Raw genomic sequence first — 21,837 nt, forward strand, 5'->3', positions numbered from 1 at the left:
GAATGGATCAAGTCCGTGGACTCCCGGGGCCCGCACCGGGTTCAGCGATAGCTCTCGGGCAGTTCCAGCATCGCCCAGACGGCGCGCCAGATGCGCTGCACCGCCACTCCCGCCGCCAGGGCCTCCTGCACGGTGCGTCCGTCCAGCTCCCGCAGCACGACGCTGTCGGCCCACACCTCCAGTCGCCCGGGAGGCAGGTGCTCGGCCATCCTGCGCCACAGTTCCGTCTCGCTCACCGGGCCAACAATAGCCGCGCCCGGGACGGGGTCGACGGCGCGCGCACAGGGGGCGTCGGGGTCGGGGAGACAAAAACGTCAGTACCGGCAGACACAATGGGAGCCATGACAGATCGTCCCGATTCCGACAGCCCCCTGGCGGGCTTCGGGGTTGCCACGCGCACCTGGTTCGAGGAGGTCTTCGACTCCCCCACCCCGGTCCAGGAGGCCGCCTGGCGAGCCATCGGCAGCGGCGAGCACTCCTTGGTCATCGCCCCCACCGGATCGGGCAAGACCCTGGCAGCCTTCCTCCATTCCCTCGACCGGCTCGCCCAGCAGCCTTCCCAGGGTGCGGTGAAGGTGCTCTACGTCTCTCCACTCAAGGCCCTGGCCGTCGACGTCGAACGCAACCTGAAGGCGCCCCTGCGGGGCATCCAACGCTCAGGCCGCGTGCTGGGGGCCCCGGTTCCCGAGATCCGGGTGGGTCTGCGCTCCGGGGACACCCCTGCAGCAGAACGACGTCGACTGCAGACCAATCCGCCCCAGATCCTCATCACCACGCCCGAATCGCTCTTCCTGATGCTCTCCAGCCAGGCGGCCAGCACCCTCCGCGAGGTGGAGACGGTGATCGTCGACGAGGTGCATGCCCTGGCCGGCACGAAGCGTGGCGCGCACCTGGCCCTGAGCCTGGAGCGACTGGAGGCCCTGCGAGGGGCGAGCTCCGGTGCACCCACCCCGCCGGCGCAACGCATCGGCCTGTCCGCCACCGTTCGACCGGCCGAACGAGTGGCCGCCTTCCTCGGTGGTGATCGGCCGGTGAGCGTCATCGCGCCGCCCGCGGACAAGGCCTGGCAGCTCGCCGTGGAAGTGCCCGTCGAGGACATGACCGACCTGTCCGAACCGCCTGGACGCAGCCCGGATGACGAGAACGCGTCGAACTCGATCTGGCCCTTCCTGGAGCACCGGATCCTTGACCTGGTCACGCAGCACCGCTCGACGATCTGCTTCGTCAACTCCCGCCGGGTCGCCGAACGCCTGACCGCACACCTCAACGAGCTGTACGCCCAACGGATGGCTCCCGATTCGGCCGACGCCGATGCCCCGGCGCCCGCTCCCCCGGCCCAGATGATGGCCCAGTCGGGGGCCAGCAGCGGACACGACGGCAGTCGGCTGCCCATCGTGGCCCGCGCCCACCACGGTTCGGTGAGCAAGGAGCGCCGCTTGCAGACCGAACGGGAACTCAAGGCTGGAACGCTCCCCTGCGTAGTGGCCACCAGCTCGCTGGAACTGGGCATCGACATGGGCGCTGTCGACCTGGTCATCCAGGTCTCCTCACCGCCTTCGGTGGCCAGCGGCCTGCAGCGCATCGGGCGAGCCGGCCACCAGGTGGGGGCCACCAGTCGCGGAGCGGTGCTGCCCACCCACCGGAGTGACCTGCTGGAGTCGGCGGTGGTGGTCACCAGGATGCTCGAGGGCCAGATCGAACAGGTCAAGGACCTGCGCAATCCGCTCGACGTGCTGGCCCAACACCTGGTCAGCCTGTGTCTGGAAGAGGCCTGGCCGGTGGAGGAGGCCTACGGGCTGATTCGCCGCAGCGCCCCCTATCGGGACCTGCCGCGCTCGGCGTGGGAGTCGGTGCTGGACATGTTGAGTGGGCGCTATCCCAGCGAGGACTTCGCGGAACTGCGACCGCGATTGGTCTGGGACCGGCTGGCCAACACCATCCAGGCCAGGCCCGGTGCGCGTCGGCTGGTGACCACCTCTGGCGGGACCATCCCCGACCGGGGGCTGTTCGGCGTCTTCCTGGTGGGTGAGGGAAACGCCAGCGGCAAGCACGAACCCGGCAGGCGGGTCGGCGAGCTGGACGAGGAGATGGTGCACGAGTCACGCGTCGGGGACGTGTTCACCCTGGGCACCACGTCCTGGCGGATCCAGGAGATCACCCCCAACCAGGTACTGGTGACCCCGGCCCCCGGCCACCCCGGGAGGCTGCCCTTCTGGCACGGGGACCAACCCTCACGGCCAGCCGAACTGGGCTTGGCGATGGGCGAGTTCACCCACCAGCTCGACCAGTCGCTGCAGCAGGACGACCAGCAGCGGGTCGACTCGCTGCTGTCCGGGGCACGACTCGACGAGCACGCCCGGGCGAACCTCATTGCGCACCTTGCCGAGCAACGCGCCGCGACCGGTGTGGTCCCCGGGGCGCACACCATCGTCGTGGAACGCTTCCGCGACGAGCTGGGCGACTGGCGCGTGTGTGTCCACTCCAGCCTGGGCCGCGCAGTGCTGCAACCGTGGGCGCTGGTGATCGAGGCACGCGCCCGGGAACGCTACGGGGTCGAGGCCCAGGCCACGGCCAGCAATGACGGCATCGTGCTGCGCATCCCCGACGTCGACTCCACCCCGCCCGGGGCCGATCTGCTGGTGCTCCCGGCCGACGACGTGGAGGAACTGGTGACCGACCAGGTCTTCGGTTCGGCACTGTTCGCGGCCCGCTTCCGAGAGTGCGCCTCGCGTGCGCTGCTGCTGCCCCGACGCGACCCCGGCCGACGCTCGCCGCTGTGGCAACAGCGGATGCGCGCAGCACAACTGCTGGCAGTCGCCAGTGGGCACCAGGACTTCCCCATCATCCTCGAGACGATGCGCGAGTGCCTCGAGGACGTCTTCGACCTGCCTCGGCTCAAGCAGGTGCTGCGCGAACTGGCATCGCGTCGCACCCGGCTGGTGGAGGTGGAGACCGCCGAGCCCTCTCCCCAGGCCCGCAGCCTGTTGTTCGGCTACGTCGGAGAGTTCATCTACGACGCCGACCAGCCCCTGGCCGAGCGCAAGCTGGCAGCACTGAGCCTCGATCCGGCCATGCTCGCCGAACTGCTCGGCCGTGAGGGCAGCCAGCAGGTCATCGACCCCGAGGTGATGGCGCAGCTGGAGGCCGAGCTGCAACACGTGGCGCCGGACCGCCGGGCCGACAATCCCGAGCAACTGTGGGACATGCTGCGCACCATCGGCCCCCTCACGGCGCAGGAGTGCACGCAGCGCTGCTCCCAGGATCCACAGCCCTGGATCGACCAGCTCATTCGAGCCGGGCGAGTGGCCGACTGCCGCCTCGCGGGACAGCAGATGCTCGCCGTCGCGGAGGACTTCGCGATCTTGCGCGACGCCCTGGGCATCCCCGTCCCACCGGGCATCGCCGCATCCCCCGAACCGGCGGCGGACGATCCCCTCGAACGACTCGTGACGCGGTGGACCAAGAGCCGCGTGGTGGTCACGGCAGACCCGCTCGCCGCTCGCTACGGCCTGGACACCCCCTCGGTCGAGGCACGATTGGCACGCTCGGCCCAGCAGGGTGAGCTGGTCACCGGCGAGTTCGACGCATCCCTGCCGCAGCGCCCCCAGTACGTGCGAAGCACCGTGCTCAAGCTGCTGCGTCGACGCACGCTGGCGGCACTGCGGGCCGACGTGGAGGCGGTGGAGCAGGACCAGTTTGCGCGCTTCCTGGTGGACTGGCACGAACTGGCCTCCCCCGACCGCGGGGTGGAAGGGGTGCAGGCGGCCGTCGAGCAGCTCGCGGGCTATCCCCTGCCGGTCTCGATGCTGGAGTCCTTGGTCCTGCCGGCCAGGGTGAGCGACTACCAACCGGCAATGCTGGACGAGCTGCTGGCCACCGGCGAGGTCGTCTGGACCGGTCACGATGCGCTCGGCCGCAATGACGGCTGGGTGCAGTTGTGGCCCGCAGACGCCGTCCTGGTACCCACCCTGGAAGGGCGCCGCTCCAGTGGTGACCTCGATTCGCTGGGCGAGACGGCTCGCCAGCTGCTGGAGGCACTCGGCGGCGGCGGTGCCTGGCGCGCCAGCGACTTGCTGCCCGAGCGGGCCGACCGGCAGGCCGTCGACGACGCGCTGTGGGAACTGGTGTGGGCCGGAGTGGTGCACTGCGACAGCTTCGCTGCGCTGCGCAGGCCCAGCAGCCGTGGCGCCTTGAAGCGACGTCCCACGGTCCGCGCCTCGCGTCGCAGCGCCCTGCGCCAGGCCCGGACGGCGGTCACGATGCCCAGCCAACGCCTGCCGGGACGCTGGAGTCTGGTGGAACCCACCACCACCGACCTGCACCAGGTACGGCTCGCCGAGGTCGGCTTCGAGTTGGGACGCTATGGGCTGTTGACCCGCGGCAGCGTGCTCTCCGAGGCGATGGGCGGCAACTTCGCGGACGCCTACCGGGTATTGATGAGCATGGAGTCGTCGGGGGTCGCACGGCGTGGCTACTTCGTGGAAGGGCTCGGGGCCGCCCAGTTCGCGCTGCCCGGGGCCGTGGACCGGCTGCGGGAAGCCCCCACCGTCGGGCCATTGCTGCTGGCCGCCTGCGATCCTGCCAATCCCTATGGCGCGTCATTGCCCTGGCCGGACAGCGATGGCCACCGCCCCACCCGCAAGGCGGGTGCCCTGGTGGTCTTGGACAACGCGCGTCCGGTGCTCTACCTGGAGCGCGGGGTACGCACCATGGTCACCTTCGGGAGCAGTCGCGAGGCCTTGGGACGCGCCCTCGAGCACCTAGCCAGCCGGGTGCGTGACGGGCGTTTGGAACCCATCACGATCGAGCGGATCAATCAGGCAAGCGCCCTGCAGCAGCGAGACCTGGCCGAGCCCCTCACCCGGGCCGGGTTCGCGATGACTCCGCGGGGATTCCGCCTGCGCGGTGGCCCTGGCACCGGATTATGATCAACTCGACTGAGCGAATGCACACACCGGCTGCGCACATGGCGTGGCCCCGGGCCGACGGAGGCTGAAGCGATGGCAGAGCACGCCCATTCCGCCAAGCGCTCTGAACGCATGGTGGCGATCCTCGCGGCGCTCGCGGAGCGAGGCCAGCTGCAGCTCAGCGACCTGGCTCGGGAGCTGGAAGCCTCCCCGGCGACGATCCGTCGTGACGTCTCGGCGCTCGCCTCGCAGGGGCTGCTGACCCGCACCCACGGTGGCATCAAGGCGATGGGCCAGGCAGAGGAACTCCCGGTGAGCCTGCGCGACGGCCACCACCGTGCCTCCAAACGGGCCATCGCCCGTGAGGTGGTGGGCCTGCTGCCGTCCGGGCGCCATGCCATCGCCCTGACCGGCGGCACCACCACCACCGAGGTGCTGCGCGCCCTGCACCAGCGACACGACCTGACGATCATCACCAATTCGGTCGGCCTGGCGCTGGAGGCCGCCGCCCAGGGCCAGTCGCGGGTGCTGATCGCCGGGGGCATCCTGCGTCCCAATTCGCTGGAACTGGTGGGCACCCTGGCCGAGGCCACCTTCCGTCAGATCAACGTGGGCACCGCCATCGTCGGCTCCGACGGTGTCAGCCTGGACGGCGGCCTGACCACGCATGACGAGACCGAGGCCAACACCAACCACACCATGATCGAGCGCGCGCATCGGGTGATCGCCGTGTGTGACGGTTCCAAGGTGGGCCGCAAGACGCTGGCCCGGCTGGCGACCATGGACGAGGTGGACGTGCTGGTCACCGATTCCAGCGCAGACCCCGACGAACTGCAGCAGATTCGGCGACGCGGGGTCGACGTGCGCGTGGTGGAGGCCCCGGCGCCCTGACCCGTCGCCCCGCCAACGGGACCTGTCCCCAACAGGGCACTGGGGGCTGCGGACATGGCAGTGGCCCCGATCCGGGCAAGGGATTGCCTCGATCGGGGCCACTCAAAATCCTCGTCCCGGGTGTCTTGGCCGGGTCTGGGTGCTGTCAGGCGGCAACGGTGACCTTCTGCCCCTCCGCCGCTGCGAGCTTCTGGCTCACGGCACCCAGGATCGTCGACATCGGCACATCGAGTGCCTGACAGATCGACGACAGCAACTCACTGGAGGCCTCCTTCTGGCCCCGCTCCACTTCGGACAGATAGCCCAAGCTCACGCGAGCGGCCATCGACACTTCACGCAGGGTTCGCCCTTGGGCAAAGCGCTGCTCGCGCAGCGTCTCGCCCAGCAGCTCACGAAGCAGTACCGGCTTCACAAGGCCTCCAAGTTGTGATCTGGCTCTCCGCGATCGGGAGCCAACACTATTTCATCATGATCCTGCAGGAATCGATTCCCACGCCACCCGAGCGGTTCAGCCAATACACAGCTTCCGATGAAACCCATCGGTCCCTGTCCTGGAAAGAAAACGAACGAATGCCGCAGAAGGACGATCTCAAGTTCCCGATTCCCCAGTCGAATTCCCCAGGAGCTCGTGAACCGCGTCCAGCAGTGCTCCACAAGTATCGCATCGGATCTGGGTGCGGTCTCCATCCAATGGGAGGTGTTCAACCCTGACTTGCCCCTTGTTCGGGCCCGCCAACGCGACCCAGACGGTGCCGGGCGGCTGCCCGTCCTGGGGCTCGGGGCCGGCCACCCCGGTGCAGGCCAGGGCCAAGGAAGTACCCAGCAGTTCGCGAGCGCCCAGGGCCATCTGCGCGGCCGTCTCCGGATTGATCACCCCGTGCTCGGCGATGTGTTCGGCATCGACGCCCACCAGGCTCGCCTTGAGATCGCTGGCATAGGTGACAACGCTGCCCCGGTAGACGCGCGAGGCGCCCGGGACCGAGGTCAGCACCGCGGCGAGCAGTCCTCCGGTCAGTGACTCGCAGGTGGCAAGGGTCAGGCCGCGCTCCTCCAGTCTCGGCAGCAGGCTTGCGGCCTGCTCCACCAGGGCGTCGAAGGTGGTGGCGTCGAGGCCGCTCACGGCTGACCGGGGTGTCCTTCGGCCGCCCAGCGCGCCAGGGCCTCCTTGCGCATCCGGGAGGCCTCGCGCAGGTAGTCCAGACCGGTCACGACGGTCAGCACGAAGGCCGCGGCCATCAGCGCCCAGGCGAGCCACTGCACGGGCGTGGGCAGCTGCGGCAGCCACATCAGGTAGAGGATCAGGGCCAGCGCCTGGACGAAGGTCTTCGCCTTGCCACCACGATTGGCCGCCATCACGCCGTACTTCATGATCCCCCAGCGCAGGATGGTGATGCCCCATTCCCTCAGCAGGATGATGATGGTCACCCACCACTGCAGCTCGCCCAGGATGCTCAGGCCGATGAAGGCCATGCCGGTCAGGGCCTTGTCGGCGATCGGATCCCACAGCTTGCCGAAATTGGTCACCAGGTTGTACTTGCGGGCGATCTTGCCGTCGACGAAGTCGGTGGCGATCGCGATGCAGAAGACTGCGGTGGTCCACCAACGCCAGTCCGTCTCGTGCGGGTGGCTGAGCAGCATCCAGGCGAAGACGGGGACGAGCACCATGCGCACGCCCGTCAGCACATTGGGCACATTCCACTGGCTGGGCTGATTGGCCTGGGGGGTCATCGATCTCCGTTCGGGGTGGGTGGTTGGGGCCCTCGCCCCACTCGATCAGACTAACTGCTGCGCCCCGCTCAGGGCTGGATGCGAGCCACCAGGTCGACACCGTCGCTGTCGACCACCACAGCACGGACCAGGTCGCCGATCGATGCGTCGGCATCCAGCAGCAGGGTGGTGCCGTCCACCTCCGGGCCCTGGTGCTGGGCACGGCCGACCACCTCGGGCTGTCCGTCCACCTCGACCTGCTCCACGAGCACCTCCACCTGTTCCCCGATGCGTTCCTCGGCCCGCTGCTCGCACAGCTCGGTGGCCAGGTCGGCCAGTTCACTGCGGCGACGCTCAACCTCGTCGGGGTCCACGTGGCCGTCCAGGGTGGCGGCCTCGGTGCCCTCCTCGTCGGAGTATCCGAAGACTCCCACCACGTCGAGTCGTGCCTCGATGAGGAAGTCCTTGAGGGTCTGCACGTCCTGCTCGGTCTCGCCCGGGAAGCCCGCGATGACGTTGGAGCGAATCCCGGCGGCAGGGGCGTGGGAACGCACCTGTTCCACCAGCTTGAGGAAGCTCTCGGGATCACCGAAGCGCCTCATCCGGCGCAGCAGGCTGGCCGAGGCGTGTTGGAAGCTGATGTCGAAGTAGGGAACGACCTTCTCGGTGCCCACCATGGCCTCCACCAGCGTGGGACGCAGCTCGGCCGGTTGCAGGTAGCTCACGCGCACCCAGTCGATCCCGTCGACTGCCGAGAGCCTGCCCAGCAACTTCTCCAGGCTGCGCAGGTCGCCCAGGTCCTTGCCGTAGCTGGACGTGTTCTCGCTGACCAGGAAGAGTTCGCGCACCCCGTGGTCGGCCAACCAGTGGGCCTCCTCCACCACTTCGTCGGCGGGACGGGACAGGTAGGAGCCCCGGAAGGAGGGGATGGCGCAGAAGGCGCAGCGTCGATCACACCCGGAGGCGAGCTTGAGCGGTGCGCTGGGGCTGTTGCCCAACCGACGGCGCAGCACGCGCGGGCCGGTGGCGGGGGCGATCCCCTCCGGCAGGTCGGCATGGCCGGGCACTGCGACCCGTCCGGCCGCCTCGCGCCGCTTGACCGGGGTCACCGGGAGCAGCTCGCGTCGGTCCCGCGGCACGTGCGAGATCAGCTTCTCTCCGTGCAGGATCGCGTTCAGCCGGTCGGAGATGTCGGAGTAGTCGTCGAAGCCCAGCACGGCATCGGCTTCGGGAAGGGCCTCGGCCAGTTCCTGTCCATAGCGCTCGGCCATACAACCCACCGCGACCACGGCCTTGACGTTGCCGTCGTCCTTGAGATCGGCCGCGGCCAGCAGCGAGTCGACCGAGTCCTTCTTGGCCTGCTCGATGAAGCCACAGGTGTTCACCATCACCGCATCGGCCGCCTCCGGATCCTCGACCAGCCGGAAACCACCGGCTTCGAGCCGGGCCGCGAGCTCCTCCGAGTCGGTCTCGTTGCGGGCACAGCCCAGGCTCACGAGATGGACGGAGGTCAGGGTGTCGGCCGAGGCGGCGGCCGGGGAGGAATCAGTCATGATGGGTCCATTATCGCCGCAGGTGCGGTTGTCCACAGAATCGTGTTGTCGAGGACTTGCCCACAGGCAGACGACACCCGGTTGGCCGGGTCGGCTCGCAGGCGTGGAATGCAACCATGACCTTCGAGAACCTGCCCGACGACTGGTCGCGGCCAAGCCTGGCTGATCCGGATCTGCTGACCGACGTGGTCGACCTGCTGATGCTCCACCACGACCGAGTGCAGGGCACCGTGCTGGCGCTGCTGGCCGACGACGAGCTGCGCCTGCTGCAGCCGGTGCACATCGACGACGTGCCGGTGGGCTGCGATGCCTACGACCAGCATCGTCTGGTCAACCATCTGGTCTCCGTCCTGAAGCACCTCGCGCCGCACGGCGGGCTGGGCTTGGGCATCGGCCGTCGCGGCATGGTGGTGCAGACCCAGTGGGACCAGACCTGGCGACGAGCCCTGGCCCTGGCCTGCCAGGAGCAGTCCGTGACGGACCTGGGGTGCTGCCTGGCCACGCCGATCGGCGTGGTGCGCCTGGACGACGACGTCGCGGCCGCCTGAGGCGACCGCGACGCGGGTGTCGAGCGATGTGCAGCCTGTGGCTGGTCAGCCGGCTGCCAGGTTGGCCAGCACGTCCTCCAGGTCGTCGGGCTGCACCAGCACCTCGCGGGGCTTGGATCCCTCGGAGGGGCCCACCACCCCGCGGGTCTCCAGGATGTCCATCAGGCGGCCGGCCTTGGCGAACCCGACGCGCAGCTTGCGCTGCAGCATCGAGGTGGACCCCAGTTGCAGCTCCACCACCAGTCGGGCGGCGTCCAGCACCAGCTCCAGGTCGTCGCCGATGTCCTCGGCCACCTTCTTGCTGGACTCGGCTGCGGCGGTGACGTCATCGCGGTACTGCGGGGTCAGCTGCTCGGTGACGTGCTGCACCACCGTGCGCACCTCGGACTCGTTGACCCAGGAGCCCTGGACGCGCACCGGCTTGCCGGCACCCATCGGCAGGAACAGACCGTCGCCCTGCCCCACCAGCTTCTCGGCTCCCGGCTGGTCGAGGATCACTCGAGAGTCGGTCATCGAGCTGGTGGCGAAGGCCAGCCGCGACGGCACGTTGGCCTTGATGAGGCCGGTCACCACGTCGGTGGAGGGCCGCTGGGTGGCCAGGACCAGGTGGATGCCGGCGGCACGGGCCAGCTGCGTGATGCGCACGATGGAGTCCTCGACGTCACGAGGTGCCACCATCATCAGGTCCGCGAGCTCGTCGACGACCACCAGCAGGTAGGGGTAGGGCGACAGCACGCGCTCGCTGCCCTCCGGCGGCTTGACCTGGCCCGCTCGCACGGCCTTGTTGAAGTCGTCGACGTGGCGGAAGCCGAAGGCGGCCAGGTCGTCGTAGCGCAGGTCCATCTCCTTCACCACCCACTGGAGGGCCTCGGCGGCCTTCTTGGGGCTGGTGATGATGGGGGTGACCAGGTGGGGAATGCCCTCGTACTGGTTCAGCTCCACCCGCTTGGGATCGACCAACAGCAGGCGCACCTCGTCGGGGGTGGCCCGCATCATGATGGAGGTGATCAGTGAGTTCACGAAGGACGACTTGCCCGAGCCGGTGGCGCCGGCCACCAGCAGGTGCGGCATCTTGGCCATGTTCGCGATGACGAATCCGCCCTCGACGTCCTTGCCCAGACCGACCACCATCGGGTGGTGGTCATTGCGCGCCTTGTTGGAACGCAGCACGTCGCCCAGGCTGACGACCTCCTTGTCGAGATTCGGGATCTCGATGCCGATCGCGCTCTTGCCGGGAATCGGCGACAGGATGCGCACATCGGGCGAGGCGACGGCATAGGCGATGTTCTTGCTGAGGGCGGTGACCTTCTCCACCTTCACCGCATTGCCCAGCTCCACCTCGTAGCGGGTCACCGTCGGACCGCGGGTGTACCCGGTCACCTGGGCATCGATGGCGAACTGGTCGAGCACCTCGCTGAGCCTGCCCACGATCTGGTCGGAGGCCTCGGAGCGTGCCTTGGGCACCGAGCCCGGCTTGAGCAGGCTGGCATCGGGCAGCGTGTACTGCACGTCACCCGACAGGGTCAGCTGCTCCACGCGTTGCGGGATCGGAGAGTGGTTGGGCGCCTCGAGCTGGGTAGCCACCTCCAAGGAGGCAGGGTCCACCGCGGACTTGGCCTTGTCGGCGGGCATCCCGGCGGTGACCGGCTTCTTGTCCCCGCGGGAGGAGTCGTCGGCCTGGGTCTGGTCGGCATCCGCGTCGAAGACCTCGGTCGGGCCGGCTTCCACCTCTCCCTTGATCAAGGGACTGTCGTAGGCCTCGTCGACTCCGTACTCGATGGCGGGGCGGGGGCGGCTGGCCCGTCGTTCCGCGGCCAGGGCGCGGGCATCCTGCACCCGGTCGACCATCTCGTAGATGGGGATTCCGATGATCACCACGATGCCGAAGATCATCAGCAGCACCAGCAGGGGCACCGCCACCCACACCGTCAGCAGGTCTGCCAGCAGACTGGACGAGATGTAGCCCAGGATGCCGCCGGCCTGGCGCAGGCGTTCCGGCTCACCGGGGCGGGGCAGCCCGTGGGCGATGTTCAACAGGCCCAGCAGCCCGAGCAGGAAGGCGGACCAGCCGACCATCTGACGTCCATTGGCGCCATTGCGCTCGGGATGGCGCAGTGTGCGCCAGGCCATGGCCAGGGCCAGCAGCGGCACGGCGAAGCTCAGCCCGCCGAAGATCGTCGAGACCACCAGGCCGATCGCGTCACCGACGGGGCCCGACATGAGGAACCAGAAGCGGGCAGCCACCATGATGGCCAGCGCGATCAGGGCCAGCCCCATGCCGTCGCGGCGCAGCTCCGGCTCGGGTTCGGGTGCCGGGGTGCCCAGGCTGCGGGCGGCTGCACCGAGTCCGTGTGCGGTGCCTCGCCAGACCGCCGCGATCCCCCTGATCAAGGGATTCGGGCGCGGCTGGGTGGCCGGTCGCTTGGCTCGGGTGGAACCGGATCGGGTGGTGTTCTTCTTGCTTCCGGACGACCGCGAACTCGACGACGCCCGGCGCTGCTGCGAGCTCGACTGGGCGTTGTTGCGGGACCGCGGTGGGGAAGACGCACGGGTCGCCATGATCCCCAGACTAGTTCATGGCAGCCTTCGGCACTCCGGGCCCACGCCGCGCACCCCTGAAGATCGCCCATGCAAGGGGGCACCGGCAATGCGTCGGCGCTCAGGCGAAGTGGTCCCAGCCCTCACTGCCCTGCCACGGCAACCCGTCCACCAGCACCCGGGGCGCCTCGTCCGACTCGCAAGCACGAACCTGTCCCAGCACCTGCCAGTCGTCCGGCACCGATCCCGGCGGGAAACAGGCCGCCATCGCGTGGTCCTCGCCGCCGGTGAGGATGAAGACCATCGGATCCTTGCCGTGCGCACTGGCGACGGTGCGCACCGGTTCGTCCGGCTCGAAGCGCGCCCGGTCCAGGTCGATGACCACCCCACTGGCCTGCGCGATGTGTCCCAGATCGGCAAGCAACCCGTCGGAGACGTCGAGCATTGCAGTGGCTCCTGCGGCGGCAGCCTCTCGACCGGCCCCATAGGGCACCTGGGGGCAGCGCTGCGAGCCGACCGCCGCCCGCGGCGAGCGGAAGCCTCGGGCCAACACCGCCAACCCGGCGGCCGCCCAGCCCAGCCGTCCCTTCACCGCCACCACGTCGCCCGCCCGGGCGCCGGAACGCAGCACCGGCTCACGGCCTTCGGTCTGGCCGATGACGGTCACGTTGATGGTGATGTCACGCGCCCGCGTGGTGTCCCCGCCCACCAGACAGATCCCGGCCCGCTCGGCCTCCTGCTGCACTCCGGTGGCGAATTCCCGCAGCCAGCTGGTGGGCAGCTCCCCCGGAGCCCCCAGCGAGAGCACCATCGAGACGGGGGTGGCCCCCATGGCCTCCAGGTCGGCGGCATTGACGGCCACCGCCTTGCGGCCAATGTGCTCGGCATCGCTCCATTCGGTGCGAAAGTGAACGCCCTCGATCAGCAGGTCCGTGCTGACCACCGCGGACCCGTTGACCAGGAAGACGGCCGAATCGTCACCGGGCCCCACCGAGACGGCACTGGACATCGTCAGGCCGCGGGTGACCTGGTCGATCGCCGCGAACTCCCCCAGTGAGTCAAGGGTTTCCATCGATCGGGCATCGCGCGAGGTGGCGCCGGGGCCGGTGGTAGCGTCCATGGGCATCACGCTATCGATCCCACCCCACAAGATCGATTCCACCCATGGCCGCGCCCTCGACGGGCAGGCCACAGCCACAGGACAGGAGTCACTCCATGGTCAAGGCCTACGTGCTGGTGCAGGCCAGCGTCGGCAAGATCCCCGAGGTTGCCGAGGCCCTGCGAGCCATGCCCTCGACGCTGTCCTGCGACGACGTGACGGGCCCCTATGACGTGATCGTCCAGGTGCAGGTGGAGGCCATCGAGGAACTCGGCCAATTGGTCGCGGCGCAGATCCAGACCATCGAGGGCATCACCCGCACGGTGACCTGCCCGGTGGTCAACTACTGACCACCGTCGCCCGCCGGCCCCACCCCAGCCCGAACTGCCCAGCCTGAACCGCCCGGCCCGGGGCTTTCAGCCCCCAAGCCGGTCAGCCCAAACCGGTCAGCGCAGCCCGGTGGGACGCTCCAGCGCCAGCTGCACCAGGTCGTCCACCAGGCTCGGGTAGTCCAAGCCGGTCGCGGCCCACATCACGGGGAACATGGAGCTGGGGGTGAAGCCCGGCATGGTGTTGATCTCGTTGATCAGCACCTCGCCCTGGGGGGTCACGAAGCAGTCCACCCGGGCCAGACCTTCGCAACCGGCCGCCTCGAAGGCCTCGCGGGCGATCTGCTGCACCCGGCCGCGCACCTCGGGGCTGACGTCGGCCGGGGAGCTGAGCTGCACTGCCGAGCCGTCGATGTACTTGGCATTGAAGTCGTAGAAGTCGTGCCCGCCGGAGACCACGATCTCACCGAGTTCGGAGACGCGCGGTTCGGTGAAGTGGTGGCCCTGGAGGACGCCACACTCGATCTCACGACCGTCGATGCCCTCTTCCACGATGACCTTCGGGTCGTGCTCGCGGGCCTGCTCGATTGCCGAACGCAGCCCCCCGGGAGTGTCGACGCGGGTGATGCCGAAGCTCGACCCGGCGCGGCAGGGCTTGACGAAGACCGGGAACTGCAACTGCTCCACTCGGGCCAGCGCGGCCTGTGCGTCGGTGCGCCACTGGCGGTCGGTGACCACCTCGTAGGGCCCCACCGGGAGGCCGGCCGCCTCGAAGACCACCTTCATGTAGTGCTTGTCCATCATCACGGCGCTGGCCAGCACCCCGCACCCGACGTAGTGCAGGTCTGCCAGTTCGAAGAGCCCCTGCAGGGTGCCGTCCTCACCGAAGGGTCCGTGCACCAGCGGGAAGACGACGTCCACCTGGCCCAGCTCCTGCGGCACCTGACCGGGCTCCAGGACGCGCAGCTCGGCGTCGCCGACGGTGAGCGGCACCATCACCTCACTGGGGCCGGCGGCCACCTCTGGGGTGTTCTGCGCGGTCAGCCGCAGCGGCTCGGGATCGTCGGGCACCAACACCCACTGCCCCTGCCGGGTGATGCCCACCGGCAGGACCTCGTAGCGGCTGCGGTCCATGGCGGCCAAGACGCTGGCAGCGGTCGAACAACTCACCGGGTGCTCGTCCGAGCGGCCACCGAAGACGACCGCGATGCGGATCCTGTCTTGGTCTTCGCCGGGGCTCGCGGTCTTGGTCTCGGGAGAGTTCGTGCGCTGTTCGGTCATGGGCTTCCTCACTTGAATACGACGGACCAACCCTAGGGCCTAGACCGCATCTGGCTGAACTGGCGGCACCGCGCCCCCGGCAGGCGGAAGGGTGGTGCTGCCCTTGGGCACCCGCTGCTTCTTGCGCACGTCGTAGCGGTCGACCGGGGGTCGTTCGCCACGCAGCTCGGAGGTCAGCTCGGTGATCGCCTCCAGCATCCGCTCGGTGGCCACCCGCACTGCGACGCTGCGCTCCGGGTGGTCGTAGAGGTCACTGAGGTCGAGGGGTTGGCCCACGTTGACCTGGAGGGTGGCGCGGGGGAGGAAGCGTGGCACACCCACTTTCTTGCCGGGCAGGATCTGCTGGGCGCCCCACTGCCCCACCGGGATGACCGGGCAGCGCGTGTCCAGCGCCAGTCGCGCCGCACCTGTGCGGCCGGTCATCGGCCAACCGTCGGGATCGGTGCCCACGGTGCCCTCGGGGTAGATCACGACCAGCTCGCCCTCACGAATCGCGGTACGGGCCGCCTCGAGCGAGTCCATGGCACGCGCACTGTTGCGCTCCACGGGGATCTGGCGGCAACCACGGGCGAAGAAGCGCACCACCGGCACCTGCCACAGTTCCGACTTTCCCAGGAAACGCGGCCAGCGCCCCGACCAGATCAGGAAGTCCCCCAGTGCGAGCGGGTCGTAGTTGCTGATGTGGTTGGCCACCACCAGCGCTCCCCCACTGCGGGGAATCCGGTCCTGGTTGCGCCAGTCCCTGCGGGTGAACACGGTGTTGATGCCGTGGGCCAGACCGCCCAGGAAGCGGTAGGCGGGCTCGCCCGCCTTCATGTCGACGGTGCGCCGTCCGGATGCTGCTGCGCTCTTGGCCCGGTCGTCCTGTGCCACGTGTCGCTCCTGTGGTCGTCGTGCGTGTTGTGTGCAGCACAAAACTAGACCATCGGGTACGCACGCCCCGCCATGCCAGCTCGCCCTAGGATCGGGTGTCATGAGCACCGATCCCCTTCCCGAAGCGCAGCAGCTCGTGCGGGCCGGCAGCGTCGTGCAGTACGACGATGACGGCGCGCTCCTGGTGCTGCTGGACGACGGCACGCGACGCCAGGTGGATGGCCACCTGGTGGGGGCACGTCGGCTGGCGACCGGGCAACGCGTCCTACTGGAAGACGATGGGGAGACGACGCGGGTGCGCATCGCGGCCGCACCGCTGGGGGTGCACCTGCCGGCGAGCGACGATCGGGCCTGACCCACCGCATACGACCCCACCGCAGACGACCCCACTGCACACGACCCCACTGCACACGACCCCACTGCACACGACCCCACTGCACACGACCAGGGGCGGGATGACCGTGGTCATCCCGCCCCCCGTCCTGGGTTCTGCTGGAGGTCGTCCTTGGTTGCCTGCAGTCGATCGCCGCACTGCGCCGGTGTGGGGCCGGCGCAGGATCAGCGCTTGTCTGCAGCGTCCTGGACGCGCTTCTTGAAATCCGTGCCCGGGCGGAAGCGGGGCAGGTCCATTGCCTCGGCCTGCTTGCGTTCCCCGGTGCGCGGATTGCGGACGATGCGCGCCTCTCGGTGCAGCACCTCGAAGACGCCAAATCCGGTGATGGAGACCTTTCCGGTATTGGCAACCTCCGTCGAAATCGTGTCCACCACGGCATTGAGTGCCCGGGTGGCCACTGCCTTGTTCCCCTCGAAGTGGGCCTTGGCCAGCGAATCGATCAATTCTGCCTTGTTCACGTGAACGTGCCTTTCGTGTTCCCCCGGCCCCCCAGCCGGTTGGACGCGTGCAGTGCGCAGCGCGTGTTCCCAAAGCTAGGTTGAACAAACGACCCACACCAACCGAAAGCCCCGCCCGGAAGGCTTTGTTCAGCAAATGCAAAGCGTCCGCTTCCCTGCAAGGAAATGCGGACGCTTTGCAGCCTGGGGCGGGTGAATCGCTCAGCTGGCGACTCGAGCCGGCAAGGTCTTGGGCTTGAAGGCAGGACGCGTCGACTCATAGGCATCGATGTCGGCCTCGTACTGCAGGGTGGATCCGATGTCGTCGAGCCCTTCGGCGAGGCGATATGCCGTGTGGTCGTCGATCTGGAAGGGGTGCACCGTCTCACCCGAGGTGATCGTGCGGGCCTGCAGGTCGATCGTCATCGGCCGGTGCGGGTGCTGCTCCGCGTCGGACCACAGCTGTTCGACCACGGATTGGTCAACGGTGGCCACCAACAGGCCGGACTTGCCGGAATTGGCCCGGAAGATGTCACCGAAGCGCGATCCGATGACCACCTTGAAGCCGTAGTTCTGCAACGCCCAGACGGCGTGTTCGCGCGAACTTCCGGTACCGAAGTCGGGCCCCGCCACCAGGATCGTCCCGTTCTTCCAGGGCTCCTGGTTCAGGACGAAATCAGGATCATTGCGCCAAGCACTGAACAGGCCGTCCTCGAATCCCGTACGGGTGATTCTCTTCAGGTAGACGGCAGGAATGATCTGGTCGGTGTCCACATTGGAGCGACGCAGCGGAACAGCGATCCCGCTGTGGGTCGAGAACTTCTCCATGGTCAGTTCCTCTCGGACGAAAGATCGGCGGGTGTGGCCAGGTGGCCCGCGACGGCGGTGGCGGCGGCGACGGCGGGACTCACCAGGTGGGTGCGACCGCCCTTGCCTTGGCGGCCCTCGAAATTGCGGTTGCTGGTGGAGGCGCAACGCTCCCCCGGCGCCAGCTGGTCTGGATTCATCCCCAGACACATGGAACACCCGGCGGCACGCCACTGCGCCCCGGCGTCCAGGAAGACCTTGTCGAGCCCCTCGGCCTCGGCCTCGAGCCGCACGCGCGCCGACCCCGGCACCACCAGCATGCGCATGCCCTCGGCCAGTGAGCGCCCCTTGAGCACCTCGGCCGCCGAGCGCAGGTCCTCGATGCGCCCATTGGTGCAGGAACCGACGAAGACCGCATCGACGGCCACCTCGCGCAGCGGCATGCCGGCCGTCAGGTCCATGTATTCCAGGGCACGCTCGGCGGCGCGCTTCTCGTCGGGATCGGTGAAGTCGTCGGGGCTGGGCACCACCCCGCCCAGCGCGACGCCCTGACCGGGATTGGTGCCCCAGGTGACGAAGGGGGTGAGCTGGGTCGCATCGATGTCGATCACCGTGTCGAAGACAGCATCGTCGTCGGTGCGCAGCGTCTTCCAGTACTCGACCGCGGCTTCCCACTCATCCCCCTGCGGGGCGTGCGGGCGATCCTTGAGGTAGTCGAAGGTGGTCTGGTCGGGTGCCACCATGCCTGCCTTGGCACCCCACTCGATCGACATGTTGCAGATGGTCATGCGGCCCTCCATCGACATGTTCTCGATGGTGCTGCCCCGGTACTCGACGATGTGCCCCTGGCCTGCTCCCGTACCCACCTTGGCGATCAGGGCGAGCACCACGTCCTTGGCCGTGACGCCTTCGGGCAGCTCGCCCTCGATGTTGACCGCCATGGTGCGGGGCCGGGCCTGGGGCAGGGTCTGGGTGGCCAGCACATGCTCCACCTCCGAGGTGCCGATGCCGAAGGCCAGCGCACCGAAGGCACCATGGGTGGCGGTATGGGAGTCGCCACACACGATGGTCATGCCGGGCTGGGTCACGCCGAGCTGGGGCCCGATGATGTGGACGACACCCTGGTCCTTGTCGCCCAGCGAGTGCAGCCGGATCCCGAACTCCTCGGCATTCTTGCGCAGGGTCTCCACCTGCAGCCGGGAGACCGGATCCGCGATCGGCTTGTCGATGTCGAGCGTGGGGGTGTTGTGGTCCTCGGTGGCCAGCGTCAGGTCGGGACGACGCACGCGCCGACCGGCGAGTCGGAGACCATCGAAGGCCTGGGGGCTGGTCACCTCGTGGACCAGGTGCAGGTCGATGTAGAGCAGGTCCGGCTCATTGCTCGCCTGACGCACCACATGTGCGTCCCATACCTTCTGGCTGAGTGTCTTGCCCATGGCTCCTCTTCTGGTCTACCTGCCTCGGTTCACGCTCCGGGGAACGCCGGAACCAGTATTGCATTGCAATATCAGATGCCGAGACGCTATTCTCACAGAATGGACGATTCAAGTGGAGTCGGAGTACTCGACAAGGCGGCGCTGGTGCTCGGCGCCCTGGAGACCGGACCGACCACGCTGGCCGGGCTGGTGAGCTCGACCGGTCTGGCACGTCCGACGGCACACCGTCTGGCCGTGGCGCTGGAGCACCACCGACTGGTGGGGCGCGACCTCCAGGGGCGCTTCGTGCTGGGCCCCCGCCTGACGGAGCTGGCGGCCGCCGCTGGCGAAGACCGCCTGCTGGCCACCGCTGGGCCCATTCTCGCGCGTCTTCGCGACATCACGGGCGAATCGGCGCAATTGTTCCGTCGTCAGGGCGACATCCGCATCTGCGCCGCGGTCGCCGAGCGCCCGTCGGGCCTGCGTGACACCATCCCGGTGGGCTCGCAGCTGACCATGACGGCCGGCTCGGCAGCACAGGTGCTGCTGGCCTGGGACGAACCCGACCGACTGCAGCGCGGCCTCAACCAGTCCGCCTTCTCGGCGGTGGCGCTGGCCACCGTGCGTCGACGCGGCTGGGCCCAGTCGGTGGCCGAACGCGAACCCGGAGTTGCCTCGGTGAGCGCCCCGGTGCGCTCCCCCAGCGGGAAGGTGCTGGCCGCCGTGAGTGTCTCGGGCCCGATCGAGCGCCTGAGCCGCCAGCCCGGACGACTGCATGCCCCGGCCGTGATGGCCGCCGCCGACCGGCTCTCCGAGGTGCTGCGTCGCAGCGGCGCGAGCGACTGACACTGGAGGCGTGACGCCGTAGACGACAGAGGGGCCCGGATCCTGATGGATCCGGGCCCTTCTGATCTGGTAGCCCCGACGGGATTCGAACCCGCGCTACCGCCTTGAGAGGGCGGCGTGCTAGGCCGCTACACAACGGGGCCCCTAGCATGTGCTTCCGAACTCTCGCTCGGGAGCGGTGAAAGCTTAGTGGAAGCTGCCGCAAGCGGCAAATCCTGCTTTCCGCAGGGGTACCAGGACTCGAACCTGGACTAAAGGAACCAGAAACCTTCGGGCTGCCAATTACCCCATACCCCTACGTTGCGCCTTGGCATTTTCAGCGGCGCAACGAGGTAGAACATTACCGGACGATCTGGCCGCATGCCAAATCGAGGCCCTCCCCAGTACAACGGCCACTGCTCAGCCCCTCGCAGGGGCCGGCGTCGTGGTTGCCAGGTTCATCCGACGCGCGATCCACCAGGCCAGCAGCGCGAACAGGCCAAAGCCCACCAGGTCACTGACGGCATTGGACCAACCGATGGCCTGCAGCGCCCGCGCTTGGGCGATGCCCCCGGAGAAGGCCGCCCAGCCGAAGGCGAACAGGTTGTTCGCCACATGGCAGGCGATGCCCGCCTCCAGGCCACCGGTCCAGATCACCAGGGCCCCCGCCAACAGGCCGAAGCCGAAGCGGTCGACGAACAGGGGGAGGTTCTGCACCCCGTGGAAGAGCGCGAAGATGAAGGCCGAGCCGACCACTGCCAGCCAGCGGGTTCGCTCCGGCGTCAGGCCCAGGCCGTCGCCGATCGAACCGGTGGCCTGCAGGAGGTAGCCGCGGAAGAAGAACTCCTCCCCGGCGGCCTGCAGGGGCGCGGTGAGCAGCACTGCCGCCAGGAAGAGCCAGATCCGGGGCTGCGGGTCGGCCTGCCAGCCCTGCCCGGCCCGCCCCACCAGGAGCACGGCGTTGAGGACCACGGCGGCCACCGGGATTCCCACCAACAAATAGCGCCACCGCATGCCCGGCTGCACGCTCACTCCCCACCGCGGCTGGCGGCCGTGCACCCAGCGCACCAGCCCCAGCGAGATGACGATCAACATGGCCAGCCCCAGGTGCGCGCCCACCAACCCCGATGGATGGAGGAAGGCCAGGGCTTCCTTCTGGTAGCTGCCGTGTCCCACCGGCCTGCCGTCGAGCAGCCAGCCCAGCCAGATGACCAGCTGGGCGACCAACGGGACCACCAGGGCATAGAGCGTCAGGGCCATCAGGATGCCGAAGCCGGCGCGCACCGGATGCTGCCCGCGTCCGGTCAGCACGCGCGAGTAGTCCACGCCCGAGGGCGGCTCCACGGTTGCCTGGATCAAGGGCCCTTGCGAGAGGGCACCGGGCTGCGGGGAGCTCACTCCTCGTCCACCACGGGATTGGACAGCTCGCCGATCTCCTGGATCGAGACCGTGACCCGCTGCCCGGGAGCGATCTCGCCGACGCCGGCGGGGGTTCCGGTCAGGATGACGTCGCCCGGCAGCAGCGTGGTAAAGCTGCTGATGTGGCTGACCAGCTCACTGATGCCGCGCACCATCAACCGCGTCGAATCGTCCTGGCGAACCTCCACGTCGTCGGGGGTGCGCTGGTCGGCCACCGTGGTGGTGATCTGCAGGTCGGAGGCGTCCTCCAGCGAGAGGTGGGTGACGATCCACGGCCCCAGCGGGCAGAAGGTGTCCGACCCCTTGGCCCGGGCCCACTGCCCGTCGGCCGCCTGCAGGTCACGTGCGGTCACGTCATTGGCGATCGTGTAGCCGAAGATCACCTCCGAGACCCGCTCGACGGGCACCTGCTTGCAGATGCGACCGATCACCACGGCCAGTTCACCCTCGTGGTGCAGGTCCTGAGTGGCCCGCGGACGCACGATGGGTTCGTCGGGGCCGATGACCGAGGTGTTGGGCTTGAAGAAGACCAAGGGATTCTCCGGGATCTCGGAGCCCATCTCCTCGGCATGTGCCACGTAGTTGCGCCCCAGGCACACCACCTTGCTGCGCGGGATCACCGGCGCCAACAGGCGCACGTCGTCGAGCGAGTGGCGCTCGCCGGTGTAGTTGACCGGGCCGGCCAGCGGATCACCGGTGATCGCGGCGATGGTCTCGGGGTGTTCACCCCCGTCGGAGGTCAGTTCAACCAGTCCGAACTGCGGTTCGGATCCTGCCAGGGCGTATCGAGCAATGCGCATGCGATGAGGATAAC

20 protein-coding genes and 2 tRNA genes are annotated in these 21,837 nt (G+C 68.7%); 6 read left to right on the forward strand and 16 right to left on the reverse strand.

Going from position 1 to position 21,837, the window contains the following annotated elements; genetic code table 11:
• Positions 1–41: 41 nt before the first annotated feature.
• Positions 42–236, reverse strand: a complete 195-nt coding sequence (locus tag ACOAMO_RS14745; protein ID WP_420175492.1) for a DUF3046 domain-containing protein — start codon at positions 234–236, stop codon at positions 42–44.
• Positions 237–341: 105 nt separating this feature from the next.
• Between ACOAMO_RS14745 and ACOAMO_RS14750 the strand changes: the two genes are divergently transcribed.
• Together ACOAMO_RS14750 and ACOAMO_RS14755 are read left to right on the forward strand one after the other, a co-directional pair.
• The gene (locus tag ACOAMO_RS14750) at positions 342–4,928 is read left to right on the forward strand and encodes an ATP-dependent helicase (protein WP_420175493.1); all 4,587 of its coding nucleotides are present in this window, start codon (positions 342–344) and stop codon (positions 4,926–4,928) included.
• A 111-nt stretch (positions 4,929–5,039) separates the two neighbouring features.
• Positions 5,040–5,798 (forward strand): DeoR/GlpR family DNA-binding transcription regulator, encoded by a 759-nt coding sequence (locus tag ACOAMO_RS14755; RefSeq protein WP_420177066.1) that lies wholly within the window; start codon positions 5,040–5,042, stop codon positions 5,796–5,798.
• A gap of 145 nt (positions 5,799–5,943) precedes the next feature.
• Here ACOAMO_RS14755 and ACOAMO_RS14760 read toward each other — a convergent pair whose 3' ends face one another.
• From ACOAMO_RS14760 to rimO, 4 genes are all read right to left on the reverse strand, one after another.
• A complete protein-coding gene (locus ACOAMO_RS14760) occupies positions 5,944–6,210 on the reverse strand; it encodes a helix-turn-helix domain-containing protein (protein ID WP_420175494.1) in 267 nt (88 codons plus the stop codon).
• A 177-nt stretch (positions 6,211–6,387) separates the two neighbouring features.
• On the reverse strand, positions 6,388–6,918 hold the full coding sequence (locus tag ACOAMO_RS14765; protein WP_420175495.1) for a CinA family protein: 531 nt from the start codon (positions 6,916–6,918) through the stop codon (positions 6,388–6,390).
• A complete protein-coding gene (pgsA, locus tag ACOAMO_RS14770; protein ID WP_420175496.1) occupies positions 6,915–7,526 on the reverse strand; it encodes a CDP-diacylglycerol--glycerol-3-phosphate 3-phosphatidyltransferase in 612 nt (203 codons plus the stop codon). Before pgsA ends, ACOAMO_RS14765 begins: the two co-directional genes overlap by 4 nt.
• 68 nt (positions 7,527–7,594) lie before the next feature.
• On the reverse strand, positions 7,595–9,058 hold the full coding sequence (rimO, locus tag ACOAMO_RS14775) for a 30S ribosomal protein S12 methylthiotransferase RimO (RefSeq protein ID WP_420175497.1): 1,464 nt from the start codon (positions 9,056–9,058) through the stop codon (positions 7,595–7,597).
• A 116-nt stretch (positions 9,059–9,174) separates the two neighbouring features.
• Here rimO and ACOAMO_RS14780 point away from each other — a divergent pair, with 116 nt between their 5' ends.
• Positions 9,175–9,606 (forward strand): hypothetical protein, encoded by a 432-nt coding sequence (locus tag ACOAMO_RS14780; protein ID WP_420175498.1) that lies wholly within the window; start codon positions 9,175–9,177, stop codon positions 9,604–9,606.
• 45 nt (positions 9,607–9,651) lie between these two features.
• Here the strand turns inward: ACOAMO_RS14780 and ACOAMO_RS14785 are convergent, their stop codons facing one another.
• Positions 9,652–12,165, reverse strand: a complete 2,514-nt coding sequence (locus ACOAMO_RS14785) for a DNA translocase FtsK 4TM domain-containing protein (RefSeq protein WP_420175499.1) — start codon at positions 12,163–12,165, stop codon at positions 9,652–9,654.
• A 100-nt stretch (positions 12,166–12,265) separates the two neighbouring features.
• Positions 12,266–13,264 carry a thiamine-phosphate kinase gene (locus ACOAMO_RS14790; protein ID WP_420175500.1) on the reverse strand — a complete coding sequence of 333 codons (999 nt, stop codon included), beginning with the start codon at positions 13,262–13,264 and terminating at the stop codon, positions 12,266–12,268.
• A 95-nt stretch (positions 13,265–13,359) separates the two neighbouring features.
• On the opposite strand from ACOAMO_RS14790, the gene ACOAMO_RS14795 reads away from it, so the two are divergent.
• On the forward strand, positions 13,360–13,593 hold the full coding sequence (locus ACOAMO_RS14795) for an Lrp/AsnC family transcriptional regulator (protein WP_420175501.1): 234 nt from the start codon (positions 13,360–13,362) through the stop codon (positions 13,591–13,593).
• 96 nt (positions 13,594–13,689) lie between these two features.
• Here the strand turns inward: ACOAMO_RS14795 and ACOAMO_RS14800 are convergent, their stop codons facing one another.
• A complete protein-coding gene (locus ACOAMO_RS14800) occupies positions 13,690–14,853 on the reverse strand; it encodes a D-alanine--D-alanine ligase family protein (protein ID WP_420175502.1) in 1,164 nt (387 codons plus the stop codon).
• Between the two features lie 39 nt (positions 14,854–14,892).
• Entirely contained in the window at positions 14,893–15,726 is an 834-nt protein-coding gene (locus ACOAMO_RS14805) for a lysophospholipid acyltransferase family protein (protein WP_420175503.1), read from the reverse strand.
• Positions 15,727–15,826: 100 nt separating this feature from the next.
• On the opposite strand from ACOAMO_RS14805, the gene ACOAMO_RS14810 reads away from it, so the two are divergent.
• Entirely contained in the window at positions 15,827–16,081 is a 255-nt protein-coding gene (locus ACOAMO_RS14810; protein ID WP_420175504.1) for a hypothetical protein, read from the forward strand.
• A 203-nt stretch (positions 16,082–16,284) separates the two neighbouring features.
• Here the strand turns inward: ACOAMO_RS14810 and ACOAMO_RS14815 are convergent, their stop codons facing one another.
• From ACOAMO_RS14815 to leuC, 3 genes are all read right to left on the reverse strand, one after another.
• Entirely contained in the window at positions 16,285–16,578 is a 294-nt protein-coding gene (locus ACOAMO_RS14815; protein ID WP_420175505.1) for an HU family DNA-binding protein, read from the reverse strand.
• A gap of 201 nt (positions 16,579–16,779) precedes the next feature.
• Positions 16,780–17,385 carry a 3-isopropylmalate dehydratase small subunit gene (leuD, locus tag ACOAMO_RS14820; RefSeq protein ID WP_420175506.1) on the reverse strand — a complete coding sequence of 202 codons (606 nt, stop codon included), beginning with the start codon at positions 17,383–17,385 and terminating at the stop codon, positions 16,780–16,782.
• A gap of 2 nt (positions 17,386–17,387) precedes the next feature.
• Positions 17,388–18,800 carry a 3-isopropylmalate dehydratase large subunit gene (leuC, locus tag ACOAMO_RS14825; RefSeq protein WP_420175507.1) on the reverse strand — a complete coding sequence of 471 codons (1,413 nt, stop codon included), beginning with the start codon at positions 18,798–18,800 and terminating at the stop codon, positions 17,388–17,390.
• A 99-nt stretch (positions 18,801–18,899) separates the two neighbouring features.
• On the opposite strand from leuC, the gene ACOAMO_RS14830 reads away from it, so the two are divergent.
• Positions 18,900–19,625 carry an IclR family transcriptional regulator gene (locus ACOAMO_RS14830; protein ID WP_420175508.1) on the forward strand — a complete coding sequence of 242 codons (726 nt, stop codon included), beginning with the start codon at positions 18,900–18,902 and terminating at the stop codon, positions 19,623–19,625.
• Positions 19,626–19,692: 67 nt separating this feature from the next.
• On the opposite strand, the gene ACOAMO_RS14835 is transcribed toward ACOAMO_RS14830, so the two are convergent.
• From ACOAMO_RS14835 to ACOAMO_RS14850, 4 genes are all read right to left on the reverse strand, one after another.
• Positions 19,693–19,768: transfer RNA gene (locus tag ACOAMO_RS14835), tRNA-Glu, on the reverse strand.
• A gap of 82 nt (positions 19,769–19,850) precedes the next feature.
• A tRNA-Gln gene (locus ACOAMO_RS14840) sits at positions 19,851–19,922 on the reverse strand.
• 102 nt (positions 19,923–20,024) lie between these two features.
• The gene (locus ACOAMO_RS14845) at positions 20,025–21,002 is read right to left on the reverse strand and encodes a CPBP family intramembrane glutamic endopeptidase (RefSeq protein WP_420175509.1); all 978 of its coding nucleotides are present in this window, start codon (positions 21,000–21,002) and stop codon (positions 20,025–20,027) included.
• Positions 20,999–21,823 (reverse strand): fumarylacetoacetate hydrolase family protein, encoded by an 825-nt coding sequence (locus ACOAMO_RS14850; RefSeq protein ID WP_420175510.1) that lies wholly within the window; start codon positions 21,821–21,823, stop codon positions 20,999–21,001. The genes ACOAMO_RS14845 and ACOAMO_RS14850 overlap by 4 nt, the downstream gene beginning before the upstream one ends.
• Positions 21,824–21,837: the final 14 nt, after the last annotated feature.

This window comes from Luteococcus struthionis, assembly GCF_048595755.1.
In the GTDB taxonomy this organism is placed as follows: domain Bacteria; phylum Actinomycetota; class Actinomycetes; order Propionibacteriales; family Propionibacteriaceae; genus Luteococcus.